Genomic DNA, 13,904 nt, shown 5'->3' with positions numbered 1-13,904 from the left:
CTCACGCTCCGGCGGCGACGAGGACGGCGGCGATCGCCAGGACGACGGAGCCGGCGAGCAGGGCGCTGAGGTAGGTCTGCACGTTGCCCGTCTGGGCGCGCCGGACGGCTTGTCCCAGCAGGTTCGTGCCGTTGCCCGCACCGCGGACGTAGGTCTCGACGACCTCGCGGTCCAGGAAGCTGACCAGTCGTGCCGCCGCCCGGACGGGGCGCACGAAGGCGGCGGAGTAGACGGCGTCGACGTGGAAGCCGGCGGCGGCGTGGCGGTGCAGCGGGCCGAGCAGCAGGCGTCCGGGGTCGGCGGGGTCCGGGGCTGAGGCGATGTCGCCGTAGGCGGGGGTGTGCGTGGCGATCGCCTCGGCCTCCGAGACGGCGGGTTCGGCCTCGGGGTGGGCGGCGACCGCGCCGAGCGGGTGGCGTGCGGCGACGGCGGTGGTGTGCCGCCAGGCGCCGTAGGTGACGAGCCCGCCGACGAGGGCGATGCCGGTGCTGAGGACCGCGGTGGTCACGGTCGGTGTCAGCGCGTACCCGTCGAACCAGTCGCCGATGACGCCGACGGTCAGGCCGAAGGCGAGGGAGGGGACGGCGAGCACCCACAGGACGGCGTTCATGGCGATCGGCTGCCGGCCGTGTTCGGGAGCCTCGGCGCCCCGGCCGCGGAAGGCCAGCAGCCACAGGCGCGTCGCGTAGGCGGCGGTGAGGAGGGCGGTGAGGAGACCCGAGACGAGGACGATCCAGCCCGCTCCGGCGGGTGCGACCGCCCGGTCGCCGAGCGCGGTGTGCTCGGCGGCCACGAGGACGGCTTCCTTGGAGAAGAAGCCGGCGAACGGCGGGATCGCGGCCAGCGCGAGCAGGGCGACCGTCATCGTCCAGTAGGCGTCGGGGATGCGGGAGGTGAGGCCCCGCATCCGGGACATGGCGGCCAGCGAGTTCGTTCCGGCGGCGTGGATGATCACGCCGGCGGCCAGGAACAGCAGCGCCTTGAAGGCGCCGTGCGACAGGAGGTGGAAGACGGCCGCGCCACGGTCACCGACGGCCAGGGCGCCCGACATGTAGCCGAGCTGGCCGATGGTCGAGTAGGCGAGGACGCGCTTGATGTCGTCCTGGGCGAGGGCGGCGAGCCCGGAGCCGACCATCGTGACCGCGGCCATCACGGCGAGCACGGTCATGGCGGCGGCGGAGGCCGCGAAGACGGGGAGGAGCCGGGCCACGAAGTACACACCGGCGGCGACCATGGTCGCGGCGTGGATCAGCGCGGACACCGGCGTCGGGCCGGCCATGGCGTCCGGGAGCCAGGTGTGCAGCGGGAACTGGGCGGACTTGCCGGCGACGCCCGCGAGCAGGAGCAGCGCCACCAGGGTGGGGTGGTCGATGCCTCCGGCGGTGACCGCACCGAGGATGCCGGTGATCCGGAACGTGCCGGCGTCGGCGGCCAGCGCGAACAGACCGATCAGGAAGGGGACGTCACCCAGCTTGGTGACCAGGAACGCCTTGAGGGAGGCGGCCCGCGCCTCGGGCGTCTCCCAGTAGTGGCCGACGAGGAAGTACGAGCAGATGCCCATGATCTCCCAGCCGACCAGCAGCACCATCAGGTCGCCGGAGTAGACGACGAGCAGCATCGCGGAGGTGAACAGGGAGACGAGCGCGGCGTACGAGGGGTAGCGCGGGTCGTCGCGGAGGTAGCCGGTCGAGTAGAGCTGCACGCAGGTGGCGACCAGGCCCACGAGGACGGCGGTCAGGACGGCGAAGCCGTCCAGGTGCAGGGCGAGCTCGATCGGCACCGAGCCGGTCGGAGTGAGCTGGGTGGCCGCGTCGACGGCCCTGCCGCCGCCCTGGCGTACGGCGACGAGGACGGCGAGCACGAGCGCGGCGAGCGTCGGCAGGACGGCCAGGGGACGCACGAACCCGGGAGCGGTGCGGCCCAGCAGCAGTCCGGCGGCGGCGCCGAGGAAGGGGAGGACGGGGACGAGGACGGCGAGGGTCGTGGTGGTCACGCGGTGGCCTCTGCCTTCTCGTCGGGGCCCGCCGGCCCGTCGGCGCCCACGGGTTCGTCGGCGCCCGCGGTCTCGGCGTTGTCACGGAGCTTGTCGATGTCCGAGGTGCCGCGGTTGCGGTAGACCATCAGGACGATCGCCAGGCCGATGCCGATCTCGGCGGCGGCGATGGCGATGGTGAAGAGGGTCAGCGCCTGGCCGGCGTGCAGGGTGTCGCGGAGCCAGACGTCGAACGCGACCAGGTTGAGGTTGACGGCGTTGAGCATCAGCTCGACGGACATCAGGACCAGGATCGCGTTGCGGCGGGCGAGCACCCCGTACAGACCGGTGCAGAACAGCAGGACGGCGAGGACCGCCGGATAGGCGAGGTGCATCAGTTGCCACCCTCCCGCTCACGGTCGCGGCGGGACAGGACGATCGCGCCGACGAGCGCGGCCAGGAGGAGGACGGAGAGCGCTTCGAAGGGCAGCACCCAGTGCCGGAACAGGATCGCGCCCGACACCTTGGTGGAGCCCTGCGCGGGTCCGTCGAGGTCGATCCAGGTGGCGCGGAACGCGTCCACGACCACCCAGATCAGGGCGGCCGCGGCGGCGACGGCGACCGCCAGGGCGGCCGGGCGGTTGCCCGAGTCGGCGTCGGGCGAGCGGCCGATGGGTGCCTTGGTGAGCATCAGACCGAAGAGGAGGAGGACGACGACGGAACCGACGTAGATCAGCACCTGGACCCAGGCGATGAACTCCGCCGTGAGGAGCAGGTACTCGACGGCCAGTCCGCCGAGCGCCACGACGAGCCACAGGGCGGCGTGCACGAGCTGCCTGGTGGTGACCGTTATGACGGCGGCGCCGAGCGTGACGACGCCGACGAGGAGGAAGGCGATCTCGACGCCGGTGGGCGACAGGAAGCCGTGGGTGGCGGCGAGCGTCACGCGGTCCCTCCCTCGTCCCGGCGCTGCGGCTGGTCCGTGGCCGGGGTGCCCGGGGTGCCCGGGGCGGTGTCCGGGGTGGCCGGGGTGCCGGGGGCGGTGTCCGGGGTGCCCGTGGCCGCAGGGGTGGCCGCGGTGCCCGTGGCCGCAGGGGTGGCCGGGGCGGTGGGCCCGTCGGGCTCGGCGGCGGCCGCGGCCTGGGCGGCGGCCAGCTTCTCCGCTGCCTTGCGCGCTGCGGCGATCTCCTTCGGCTCCTCCGCACCGGGGTCGAGGGCGGGCGGCTCGGGAACCGTCCACATCCACTCACGGAGCTTGTCCCGCTCGTGGGTGAGGTCGTGGATGTCCGTCTCCGCGTACTCGAACTCGGGCGACCAGAACAGCGCGTCGAAAGGACAGACCTCGATGCAGATACCGCAGTACATGCACAGGGCGAAGTCGATGGCGAACCGGTCGAGGACGTTCCGGCTGCGCTCGCGGCCACCGGGGGTGGCGGCGGGGATCGTCTCCTTGTGGGAGTCGATGTAGATGCACCAGTCCGGGCACTCGCGGGCGCAGAGCATGCAGACCGTGCAGTTCTCCTCGAACAGTCCGATCACCCCACGGGTGCGGGGCGGGAGCTCGGGCTGGGCGTCGGGGTACTGCGCGGTGTGGCTCTTCTTCGTCATCGTGCGCAGGGTGACGGCCAGGCCCTTGGCGAGGCCGGATCCGGGAATCGGGGCCATTACTGGATCACCACCTTGACGATGCCGGTGAGGGCGATCTGGGCGAGGGCGAGCGGGACGAGCGTGGTCCAGGCGAGCTTCTGCAACTGGTCCTCGCGCAGCCGCGGGTAGCTCACGCGCAGCCAGATCACGATGAAGGCGAGCACGGCCGTCTTGAGCAGGGTCCAGACCCAGCCGAGGCCCTCGGCGCCGAACGGCCCGTGCCAGCCGCCGAGGAAGAGGACGGTGGTCAGACCGCACAGGACGACGATGCCGGCGTACTCGGCAAGCAGGAACAGGGCGAAACGCAAGCCGGTGTACTCGGTGTACGCGCCGAAGATGATCTCGGAGTCGGCGACCGGCATGTCGAACGGCGGCCGCTGGAGTTCGGCGAGACCCGCGACGAAGAAGACGAGGGCGCCGACGATCTGCCAGGGCAGCCACCACCACTCGAAGGCGTCGACGATGCCGGGGAGGGAGACCGTGCCGGCCGCCATCGCCACGGAGGCGGCGGCGAGCAGCATCGGCAGCTCGTACGCGAGCAACTGGGCGGCGGTGCGCAGACCGCCGAGCAGGGAGAACTTGTTGGCCGACGCCCAGCCCGCCATCAGCGAGCCGAGCACGCCGACACCCATGACGGCGAGCACGAAGAAGATGCCCGCGTCGACGACCTCGCCGACGGCTCCTTCGCCGGGGCCGATCGGGATGGCGACCAGCACGAGGAGGTACGGGAGGAGCGCGACGGCGGGGGCGAGCTGGAAGATGCGGCGGTCGGCGTTGGCCGGCACCACGTCCTCCTTCTGCGCGAACTTCACGCCGTCGGCGACGAGCTGCGCCCAGCCGTGGAATCCGCCGGCGTACATGGGGCCGAGGCGGCCCTGCATGTGGGCCATGACCTTGTGCTCGGTCTGACCGATCACCAGCGGCAGGACCAGAAATACGGCGAAGACGACGAGCAGCCGGAAGGCGACGTCGAGTACGTCGTTCACGCGTCTCCTTCGTTCTTGCGTCGTGGTTCGCTGTCGTCGCCCCCGGCGCCGGGTGCCTCACCCTCGTCCCGGGACCCCGCCCCTTCGGGCGCGGCAGCCGCGTCCGCGTCCGCGGCCGCTTCCGGTACGGCCTTGGGCGGCTCGGGCGCAGCCTCCGGTCCCGGTACGGCCTTGGGCGGTTCGGGCGTCGCCTCCGGTCCCGGTACGGCCTTGGGCTCCGGGGCCGGCGCGGCCTTGGGCGGTTCGGGCGTCGCCTCCGGTTCCGGTACGGCCTTGGGCTCCGGGGCCGCCCCCGGTGCCGTCTCCGGGGCCGGCGCGGTCTCCGCCTCGGGCGCCGCCTTGGGCTCCGGGGCCGGGGTGGCGGCGTCGTCGAAGGCCGGGCGCGGGTTGTTCCAGGGGGCGTCCGTGCTGCGGGTGCGGGGCGGCGGTGCCGGAGACGTCTCCGTCACGGGCTCCGCGCGCTGGCTCGCCGAGCCCGCGCTCGCGGTGCGGGTGCGGCGGGGGCCCGCCGGGGTGGCGGACGGGGCGGCCGCCTGGCTCGCCGAGCCCTCGGAGGCGCTGCGCGTACGGCGCTGCGGTGCCGCCGGTGCCTCCGCCGCTGCCGCCGCTTCCGTTGCCGCCTGGCTCGCCGAGCCCTCGCCCGCGGTGCGGGTGCGGCGGACCGGGCGGTCCCCGGCGGGCCGCGCGGCGCGGGCCGGGCGGGCAGGGGCGGGCGGCAACTGGCCCTTGAGGGGGCCCCAGTCGTTCGGGTCGGGGACGCCCGGCGGCAGCATCTGGCGCCGCTTGGGCCCGCCGTGCTCGGACTCCCCCGGCTCCTTGGCACCCGGCCACGCCTTGGCCACGCGGGCGGCCAGGACGAAGTCCTTGCGCAGCGGGTTGCCCTCGAAGTTCTCCGGGAGCAGGAGGTGGACCAGGTTCGGGTGGTCCTCGAAGCGGACGCCGAACATCTCGAACGTCTCGCGCTCGTGCCAGCCCGCGCCCGCGTAGACGCCGACGGCGCTCGGCAGGACGGGGGCGTCGTGCGGCACGGTCGTGCGCAGCAGGAGCCGCCGCACGCGCCCGCCGTCCAGCGCGGCGACGTGGGCGCAGACCCGGAAGCCGGTGCCGGGTTCGTCGACGGCGCTCAGCCAGTCGAAGTAGGTGCAGCCCAGGGCGTCCCGGGCGGTCTCCAGCGCGGTGATCCAGGACTCGGCGGGGACGTCGACCGTGAGCAGGTCGTACGCCTGGTCGGCCGTCGCGCCCTCACCGAAGATCTCGGTGACGGCTTCGGGGAGCCGGTCGTACGCGTTCACTCCGTACCTCCCGGAGGCGGCACCAGGCCGCTGCGGAGCTGGCCGACCGACGACGCGCGTCCGTGGCCGTACCGCTCTCCGAGCGACTCCCGGGCGATCTTCTCCTGGAGCTTGAGGATGCCCTGGAGCAGCGCTTCGGGGCGGGGAGGGCAGCCGGGTACGTACACGTCGACGGGGATGATCTGGTCGACGCCCTTGGTCACGGAGTACGAGTCCCAGTACGGGCCGCCGCAGTTGGAGCAGGCACCGAAGGAGATGACGTACTTGGGTTCGGGCATCTGCTCGTACAGCCGCTTGACGGCGGGCGCCATCTTGTCCGTGACCGTGCCGGACACGACCATGAGGTCGGCCTGGCGCGGGCCCGGCGCGAACGGGATCACGCCGAGCCGGATGAAGTCGTGGCGGGCCATCGACGCGGCGATGAACTCGATCGCGCAGCAGGCGAGTCCGAAGTTGAAGACCCACAGGCTGTAGCGGCGGCCCCAGTTCAGGACCACCTTCATCGGCTCGGGAGCGAGCCGGGCGAGGGCTCCGAGCCTCTTCGGCTCGGGAAGATCGACAGGGGTCACGTCCATGTCAGGACGCCCTTCTTGTACGCGTAGAGCAGTCCTACGGCCAGGAAGCCGAGGAAGATGAACATCTCGACCAGCGTCGTGGCGCCGTAGCCGGGTGCGGCGAAGACGGTCGCCCACGGGAAGAGGAAGATCGAGTCCACCGCGAAGATGACGTACAGAAAAGCGTAGACGTAGTAGCGGACCTGGGTGTGGGCCCAGCCCTCGCCGACCGGGTCGACGCCGCATTCGTACGTCAGCAGCTTCTCCGGCGTCGGCACCACGGGCCGCAGCAGCCGCCCGGCCGCGAAGGCGACCGCGACGAACAGCACGCCGATCACGGCGAGCAGGCCGACGACCGAATAGCTCTGGAAATAGTCGACGGCGAGTACGGTCGGTGCGGTCCGTACGGTCGGTTCCAGCACGTCCGTGTCCCTCGCTCCCTGCCCTCGCGGCGATGTTTATGCGATCTGTACGCACGGGAGTCTAGGCCCTGGCTTAGCGCCGGTAATCAGCCGTGCCGCACTTCAGGTGGGGTTATCCCTACTTCTCCTGCACCTACGAACCCCATGGCGGGCGCCGGTCGGGCCCGGCAGGCTGTGCCGTATGACCGCACGCATCGCATTCGACCGGCTCGTCTGGAAGGAAATAGGCCACTTGCTGGCCAACTTTCCGATTGCCCTGATCGGCTTTGTTTACGTCGTGTTCATGGTGTCCGTCGGTGCGGGGCTGTCGGTGACCGTGGTCGGCCTGCCGCTGCTGGCGGCCGGCCTGGTCGGCGCACGGCTGCTGGGCAGGGCGGAGCGGGCGCGGGCGAGGCTGCTGCTCGGCATGACCGTCGACGAGCCGAGCCCGCTGCCGCAGACGCCGCGGGACGGTCTCCTCCCCTGGTTGTGGGCGGTGCTGCGTGACCCGGTGGCGTGGCGGACGCTGCTGTACGGGTTCATACGGCTGCCATGGGGCGTGCTGACGTTCACCGTGACGCTGGTGGGCCTGATCATCCTGTGGCCGGTGCTGCCGTACCTGATCCGGGGGCTGGCCAACGCCGACCGCGCGATGGTGCGCGGCCTGCTGTCGCCGTCCGACGAGCTGGAGCGGCGGATCGCCGAGCTGGAGTCGGACCGGGGGGTGGTCGTCGACACGGCCGCGGCCGACCTGCGCCGCATCGAGCGGGACCTCCACGACGGCGCCCAGGCCCGCCTGGTCGCCCTCGCCATGGGGCTCGGCCTGGCGAAGGAGAAGCTCCTGGAGGACCCCCAGGCTGCGGCCGCCATGGTCGACGAGGCACACGGCGAGGTGAAGCTCGCCCTCCAGGAGCTCCGCGACCTCGCCCGCGGCATCCACCCCGCCGTCCTCACCGACCGGGGACTGGACGCGGCCCTGTCCGCCGTCGCCTCCCGCTGCACCGTGCCCGTCACGGTGACCGTCGATCTGGCGGAGCGGCCGGCGGAGGCGATCGAGGGCATCGCCTACTTCACCGTCTCGGAGCTGCTTCAGAACGTCTCCAAGCACTCCCGGGCGCGCAGCGCGGCGGTGGAGGTGTGGCGGGCGGGCGACCGGATGCTGATCCAGGTCTCCGACGACGGGTGCGGGGGTGCCCGGCTCGACCGGGGCACGGGCATGGCCGGCCTGGCCGAGCGGCTGGGAGCGGTGGACGGCCTGTTCGTCCTGGAGTCACCGGCCGGCGGACCGACGACGGTGACCGCCGAACTGCCCTGGCGCCACCGCGCCCCGGCCCCCGCCCGGTAGGGGCCTGAGCAGCCCAGGTAGGGATAACCCCCCTTCCAAGACGGATACGAGCCTCATGGTGCGCGGCCGCCCGGACCAGCAGTCTTGATGTACGGGGTCCAAGGCATGGCGCCCACGTGCCGCGTCCGCCGCACCGAACGGGCCGCACCCCGGTGACCACGAGAAGACGACGAGAAACGGACGGACCACCGATGGCCCTGGCTTATGGACCGGAAACCCGGCACCACCGCCTTCCCGCCGCACTGCGGGCGCCCTTCGAGGCCCGCACCTGGCGCGAGTTCGGCTACCTGCTGATCGGGCTGCCGCTGAGCGTCCTCTACTTCAGTCTGTCGATCACCATGGTGTCGCTGGGCGCCGGGCTGGTCGTGACCTTCCTGGGCATTCCGGTGCTCGCCGCGGCCCTCGCCCTGTGCCGCGCGTTCGGCACCATGGAGCGCGTGCGGGCGCGCGGCCTGCTGGGGCTCGACGTGGCGGATCCGGCGCCGGTGCGCGACAGGTCCGGCGGCGGGCTGATGGGCTGGGTGGGCGGCGTCCTCAAGAGCGGGGAGTCCTGGCGGCACTTCCTCTACTCGGTGGTGCACATGCCGTGGGCGATCTTCGCCTTCACCGTCGCGGTGGTCTTCTGGACGTACGGCTGGGGACTGCTCACGTATCCGCTGTGGCGGTGGGTCTTCCCGGTGTACGCGGGCGTGGACGGGCTCCAGCTCTATGGGGACGGCACGCACAACTTCTACCTGGACACGCCGGCGGAGATGGCCGCCACCAGCCTGATCGGCCTGCTCCTCGTGCTGGTCACGCCGTGGGTGATCCGGGCGCTGGCGACGGTCGACCGGCTGCTGGTGATCGGTCTGCTGAGCCCCTCCCGGCTGGCGAGCCGCGTCTCGGAGCTGGAGTCGGACCGGGGGGTGGTCGTCGACACGGCCGCGGCCGACCTGCGCCGGATCGAGCGGGACCTCCACGACGGCGCCCAGGCCCGCCTGGTCGCCCTCGCCATGGATCTAGGGCTGGCGAAGGAGAAGCTGCTGGAGGACCCCGAAGGGGCCGCCGCCATGGTCGACGAGGCACACGGCGAGGTGAAGCTCGCCCTCCAGGAGCTCCGCGACCTCGCCCGCGGCATCCACCCCGCCGTCCTCACCGACCGGGGACTGGACGCGGCCCTGTCCGCCGTCGCCTCCCGCTGCACCGTCCCCGTCAGGGTGGAGGTGGATCTGCCGACGCGGCCGGCACCGGCGATCGAGGGCATCGCCTACTTCACCGTCTCGGAGCTGCTCCAGAACGTTTCGAGGCACTCCCGAGCCAGCCGTGCCACGGTCGACGTATGGCGAGTGGACGACAGGCTGATGCTGCAGGTGACGGACGACGGCCGGGGCGGCGCGGACATCACCGGGGGCAGCGGCCTGGCCGGGCTGACCGAGCGGCTGGACGCGGTGGACGGCATCCTCGCCGTGCACTCACCGGAGGGCGGGCCGACGGCGATAACCGCCGAGCTGCCCTGGCGGGGCTGACCCCGAGCGCTGCCGCCGGCCGGACGCACCCCGGCTGGGCCGCCCACCGCACTCCCCTTGTACGCACCCACCCCCCTCACCCCACCCGTCCGGACTCCCGGCCCCGGCCGGTGACGGCCGATCGGCGCGTTATCCACAGGCCGACCCGCCGTCGTCCGGATGCTGGGATGCTGGACCGCAGACGCGGGAATCGCGTGGTGCACATCAATTCATGGGGGATGCGGTTCGTGGTGGAGGACAGGGTGCGCGTGGTCATCGCCGAGGATTCGGTCCTGCTCCGGGAGGGCCTGACCCGGCTGCTGACCGACCGGGGCCACGACGTGGTCGCGGGTGTCGGGGACGGCGAGGCGCTGGTCAAGACGGTGGGCGAGCTGGCGGACGAGGGTGCGCTGCCCGACGTGGTGGTCGCCGACGTACGGATGCCGCCGACCCATACGGACGAGGGCGTGCGGGCGGCGGTGCGGCTCCGCAAGGAGTACCCGGGGATCGGGGTGCTGGTCCTGTCGCAGTACGTGGAGGAGCGGTACGCCACCGAGCTGCTGGCCGGCAACAGCCGGGGGGTGGGCTATCTGCTGAAGGACCGGGTCGCGGAGGTCCGGGAGTTCGTGGAGGCGGTGGTCCGGGTCGCCCGGGGCGGTACGGCGCTGGACCCGGAGGTGGTGGCCCAGTTGCTGGGCCGCAGCCGTAAGCAGGACGTGCTGGCGGCGCTGACGCCCCGCGAGCGCGAGGTGCTGGGCCTGATGGCGGAGGGCAGGACCAATTCGGCGATCGCCCGCCAGCTCAAGGTCAGCGAGGGGGCGGTGGAGAAGCACGTGAGCAACATCTTCCTGAAGCTCGGGCTGTCCCAGAGCGACGCGGATCACCGCCGGGTCCTCGCCGTGCTGACCTATTTGAACGGCTGACGTGCGCTGCCCGACGGGCCGGCGCGGCCGGCCGGTGTGCCCGGCGCACGGCGGAGAACCGAAGGAAGAGTCGGGAGCGTCGTTACCGAACGACGTGGGGGGAGACCAAGCATGATGATGCAGGGCGTACGGACGTCCCGAAATGGCGTCCATCATACGAGCGGTCCAGGGAAGGCGACCCTTGCGGACGTAGGGTGGGCGTTGGGACGGCCGGTGGGCCGGCTGTCTCCCGAGCGTTCCCCCGCCGACGGCGGGGAGGCCCCTTGTCTCGAGGGAGGTCCAGTTCAGTGACCAGCCAGGTCAGTAGCCCAGCCGGACAGGCCGACGGGTCGGACGAGACCCGCACGGCCGGCGAGGCCGTCGTCGGGGAACAGCGCGGCGGCCCCGGGCAGCGTGGCGCGGAGAAGGAAGTACGCCGTCTGGACCGCGTGATCATCCGCTTCGCGGGTGACTCGGGTGACGGCATGCAGCTCACGGGTGACCGTTTCACGTCGGAGACGGCGTCGTTCGGCAACGATCTGTCGACCCTGCCGAACTTCCCGGCCGAGATCCGGGCTCCCGCCGGCACTCTGCCGGGTGTGTCGTCCTTCCAGCTCCACTTCGCCGACCACGACATCCTCACGCCGGGCGACGCGCCGAACGTGCTGGTCGCGATGAACCCCGCCGCACTGAAGGCCAACATCGCCGACGTGCCGCGCGGCAGCGAGATCATCGTCAACACCGACGAGTTCGCCAAGCGGGCCATGGCGAAGGTCGGCTACGACACCTCGCCGCTGGAGGACGGGTCCCTGGACGGGTACCGCGTCCACCCGGTGCCGCTGACGACGCTGACGATCGAGGCGCTCAAGGACTTCGGCCTGTCCCGCAAGGAGGCCGAGCGCTCCAAGAACATGTTCGCGCTCGGGCTGCTGAGCTGGATGTACCACCGGCCGACCGAGGGCACGGAGAAGTTCCTGCGGCAGAAGTTCGCCAGGAAGCCGGAGATCGCCGAGGCCAATGTGGCGGCGTTCCGGGCCGGCTGGAACTTCGGCGAGACCACCGAGGACTTCGCCGTCTCCTACGAGGTCGCCCCCGCGACGAAGGCGTTCCCGACCGGCACCTACCGCAACATCTCCGGGAACCTGGCCCTGGCCTACGGCCTGATCGCCGCCTCCCGGCAGGCCGACCTGCCGCTCTACCTGGGGTCGTACCCGATCACCCCGGCCTCCGACATCCTGCACGAGCTGTCCAAGCACAAGAACTTCGGTGTGCGGACCTTCCAGGCCGAGGACGAGATCGCCGGCATCGGCGCGGCACTGGGCGCGGCCTTCGGCGGTTCGCTGGCGGTCACCACCACCTCCGGCCCGGGCGTGGCGCTGAAGTCCGAGACCATCGGGCTGGCGGTGTCGCTGGAGCTGCCCCTGCTGATCGTCGACATCCAGCGCGGTGGCCCCTCGACGGGTCTGCCGACCAAGACCGAGCAGGCCGACCTGCTCCAGGCGATGTACGGGCGCAACGGCGAGGCCCCCGTGCCGGTCGTGGCACCCCGGACCCCGGCGGACTGCTTCGACGCGGCACTGGAGGCGGCGCGGATCGCGCTCACCTACCGCACCCCGGTGTTCCTGCTCTCCGACGGCTACCTGGCCAACGGTTCGGAGCCGTGGCGCATCCCGAACCTGGACGAGCTCCCCGACCTCGGCGTCCGGTTCGCGACCGGGCCGAACCACACCCTGGACGACGGCACCGAGGTCTTCTGGCCGTACAAGCGCGACCCCCGGACCCTGGCCCGTCCGTGGGCCGTGCCCGGCACGCCGGGGCTGGAGCACCGCATCGGCGGCATCGAGAAGCAGGACGGCACGGGCAACATCTCCTACGACCCGGCCAACCACGACTTCATGGTCCGCACCCGCCAGGCCAAGGTCGACGGCGTCGACGTCCCCGACCTGGAGGTCGACGACCCGGGCTCGGCCCGCACGCTGGTGCTGGGCTGGGGGTCGACGTACGGGCCGATCACGGCCGCCGTGCGACGGCTGCGCGCGGCCGGCGAGTCCATCGCCCAGGCCCACCTGCGCCACCTCAACCCCTTCCCGAAGAACCTCGGGGACGTGCTGAAGCGGTACGACAAGGTCGTCGTGCCGGAGATGAACCTTGGCCAGCTCGCCACCCTGATCCGGGCGAAATATCTGGTCGACGCGCACAGCTACAACCAGGTGAACGGTATGCCGTTCAAGGCCGAGCAGCTCGCCACGGCTCTCAAGGAGGCCATCCATGACTGAGGCGCTGAAGCTGGTGCCCAAGGCCGAGGCCAAGCAGTCCATGAAGGACTTCAAGTCCGATCAGGAAGTCCGCTGGTGCCCCGGTTGCGGTGACTACGCGATCCTCGCCGCCGTGCAGGGCTTCATGCCCGAGCTCGGCCTGGCGAAGGGGAACATCGTCTTCGTCTCCGGCATCGGCTGCTCCTCCCGCTTCCCGTACTACATGAACACCTACGGGATGCACTCGATCCACGGGCGGGCCCCCGCGATCGCGACCGGCCTGGCCTCGTCACGCACCGATCTGTCCGTATGGGTCGTCACCGGCGACGGCGACGCGCTGTCCATCGGCGGCAATCACCTCATCCACGCCCTGCGGCGCAACGTCAACCTCAAGATCCTGCTGTTCAACAACCGGATCTACGGTCTGACCAAGGGGCAGTACTCCCCGACCTCCGAGGTCGGCAAGATCACCAAGTCGACGCCGATGGGGTCGCTCGACGCGCCGTTCAACCCGGTCTCGCTGGCCCTCGGCGCGGAGGCCTCCTTCGTGGCCCGGACCGTGGACTCCGACCGCAAGCACCTCACCGAGGTGCTGCGCCAGGCGGCCGACCACCCCGGCACGGCGCTGGTGGAGATCTACCAGAACTGCAACATCTTCAACGACGGCGCCTTCGACGTCCTCAAGGACAAGGAGCAGGCGGAGGAGGCCGTGATCCGGCTGGAGCACGGGCAGCCGATCCGCTTCGGCCCGGGCGGCGGCAAGGGTGTCGTGCGGGACGCCGCGACCGGTGATCTGAAGGTGGTCACCGTGACCCCCGGGAACGAGAGCCAGGTCCTCGTCCACGACGCGCGCAGTGCGAGCCCCACCACGGCGTTCGCGCTCTCCCGGCTGGCGGACCCGGACACGCTGCACCACACGCCCATCGGGGTGTTCCGGTCCGTCGAGCGGCCCGTCTACGACACGCAGATGGCCGACCAGCTCGATGCGGCCGTCGAGCAGAACGGCAAGGGCGACCTCGCCGCGCTCCTCGCGGGCAACGACACCTGGACGGTCATCGGCTGACGT

The 13,904-nt window shown here is 71.8% G+C and carries 13 protein-coding genes; 5 read left to right on the top strand and 8 right to left on the bottom strand.

All coding sequences use genetic code 11. The annotated features are described in order from the left end of the window. Position 1 precedes the first annotated feature (1 nt). The 8 genes from E2B92_RS25015 to E2B92_RS24980 are packed head-to-tail and all read right to left on the bottom strand — an operon-like array spanning position 2 to position 6,873. Positions 2-1,993 carry an NADH-quinone oxidoreductase subunit 5 family protein gene (locus E2B92_RS25015; RefSeq protein ID WP_126885155.1) on the bottom strand — a complete coding sequence of 664 codons (1,992 nt, stop codon included), beginning with the start codon at positions 1,991-1,993 and terminating at the stop codon, positions 2-4. Beyond that, entirely contained in the window at positions 1,990-2,367 is a 378-nt protein-coding gene (gene nuoK, locus E2B92_RS25010; protein WP_126885154.1) for an NADH-quinone oxidoreductase subunit NuoK, read from the bottom strand. Before nuoK ends, E2B92_RS25015 begins: the two co-directional genes overlap by 4 nt. After that, entirely contained in the window at positions 2,367-2,918 is a 552-nt protein-coding gene (locus E2B92_RS25005) for an NADH-quinone oxidoreductase subunit J family protein (RefSeq protein WP_126885153.1), read from the bottom strand. Before E2B92_RS25005 ends, nuoK begins: the two co-directional genes overlap by 1 nt. Then, positions 2,915-3,637 carry a NuoI/complex I 23 kDa subunit family protein gene (locus E2B92_RS25000; protein ID WP_133087697.1) on the bottom strand — a complete coding sequence of 241 codons (723 nt, stop codon included), beginning with the start codon at positions 3,635-3,637 and terminating at the stop codon, positions 2,915-2,917. The genes E2B92_RS25005 and E2B92_RS25000 overlap by 4 nt, the downstream gene beginning before the upstream one ends. Then, positions 3,637-4,605, bottom strand: coding sequence for a complex I subunit 1/NuoH family protein (locus E2B92_RS24995; RefSeq protein ID WP_126889570.1), 969 nt, complete (start codon positions 4,603-4,605; stop codon positions 3,637-3,639). The genes E2B92_RS25000 and E2B92_RS24995 overlap by 1 nt, the downstream gene beginning before the upstream one ends. Next, entirely contained in the window at positions 4,602-5,897 is a 1,296-nt protein-coding gene (locus E2B92_RS24990) for an NADH-quinone oxidoreductase subunit C (protein WP_133087696.1), read from the bottom strand. Before E2B92_RS24990 ends, E2B92_RS24995 begins: the two co-directional genes overlap by 4 nt. After that, positions 5,894-6,472, bottom strand: coding sequence for an NADH-quinone oxidoreductase subunit B (locus E2B92_RS24985; RefSeq protein WP_126887347.1), 579 nt, complete (start codon positions 6,470-6,472; stop codon positions 5,894-5,896). Before E2B92_RS24985 ends, E2B92_RS24990 begins: the two co-directional genes overlap by 4 nt. Next, positions 6,463-6,873 (bottom strand): NADH-quinone oxidoreductase subunit A, encoded by a 411-nt coding sequence (locus E2B92_RS24980; protein ID WP_126887348.1) that lies wholly within the window; start codon positions 6,871-6,873, stop codon positions 6,463-6,465. The genes E2B92_RS24985 and E2B92_RS24980 overlap by 10 nt, the downstream gene beginning before the upstream one ends. Positions 6,874-7,054: 181 nt before the next feature. Here E2B92_RS24980 and E2B92_RS24975 point away from each other — a divergent pair, with 181 nt between their 5' ends. The 5 genes from E2B92_RS24975 (at position 7,055) to E2B92_RS24955 (ending at position 13,901) form a co-directional block, all read left to right on the top strand. Next, positions 7,055-8,197 carry a sensor histidine kinase gene (locus E2B92_RS24975; protein ID WP_133087695.1) on the top strand — a complete coding sequence of 381 codons (1,143 nt, stop codon included), beginning with the start codon at positions 7,055-7,057 and terminating at the stop codon, positions 8,195-8,197. A gap of 191 nt (positions 8,198-8,388) precedes the next feature. After that, positions 8,389-9,702 carry a sensor histidine kinase gene (locus E2B92_RS24970; RefSeq protein ID WP_126887349.1) on the top strand — a complete coding sequence of 438 codons (1,314 nt, stop codon included), beginning with the start codon at positions 8,389-8,391 and terminating at the stop codon, positions 9,700-9,702. Positions 9,703-9,944: 242 nt separating this feature from the next. After that, a complete protein-coding gene (locus tag E2B92_RS24965; protein WP_185923662.1) occupies positions 9,945-10,604 on the top strand; it encodes a response regulator transcription factor in 660 nt (219 codons plus the stop codon). A gap of 287 nt (positions 10,605-10,891) precedes the next feature. Beyond that, positions 10,892-12,859: a 2-oxoacid:acceptor oxidoreductase subunit alpha gene (locus E2B92_RS24960; protein ID WP_126887350.1), complete on the top strand. Its 1,968-nt coding sequence runs from the start codon at positions 10,892-10,894 to the stop codon at positions 12,857-12,859. Beyond that, positions 12,852-13,901 (top strand): 2-oxoacid:ferredoxin oxidoreductase subunit beta, encoded by a 1,050-nt coding sequence (locus tag E2B92_RS24955; protein ID WP_126887351.1) that lies wholly within the window; start codon positions 12,852-12,854, stop codon positions 13,899-13,901. Before E2B92_RS24960 ends, E2B92_RS24955 begins: the two co-directional genes overlap by 8 nt. The last annotated feature ends 3 nt before the right edge of the window (positions 13,902-13,904 follow it).

Source organism: Streptomyces sp. WAC05374 (assembly GCF_004353505.1).
Taxonomy (GTDB): Bacteria; Actinomycetota; Actinomycetes; order Streptomycetales; family Streptomycetaceae; genus Streptomyces.
This window is presented reverse-complemented; position numbering and strand designations above follow the sequence as displayed.

What these genes read in the sequence shown, in the direction of transcription:
- nuoK (WP_126885154.1), bottom strand. Translation starts at nt 2,367, where the DNA reads ATGCACCTCGCCTATCCGGCGGTCCTCGCCGTCCTGCTGTTCTGCACC.
- E2B92_RS25000 (WP_133087697.1), bottom strand. Translation starts at nt 3,637, where the DNA reads ATGGCCCCGATTCCCGGATCCGGCCTCGCCAAGGGCCTGGCCGTCACC.
- E2B92_RS24985 (WP_126887347.1), bottom strand. Translation starts at nt 6,472, where the DNA reads ATGGACGTGACCCCTGTCGATCTTCCCGAGCCGAAGAGGCTCGGAGCC.
- E2B92_RS24975 (WP_133087695.1), top strand. Translation starts at nt 7,055, where the DNA reads ATGACCGCACGCATCGCATTCGACCGGCTCGTCTGGAAGGAAATAGGC.
- E2B92_RS24970 (WP_126887349.1), top strand. Translation starts at nt 8,389, where the DNA reads ATGGCCCTGGCTTATGGACCGGAAACCCGGCACCACCGCCTTCCCGCC.
- E2B92_RS24955 (WP_126887351.1), top strand. Translation starts at nt 12,852, where the DNA reads ATGACTGAGGCGCTGAAGCTGGTGCCCAAGGCCGAGGCCAAGCAGTCC.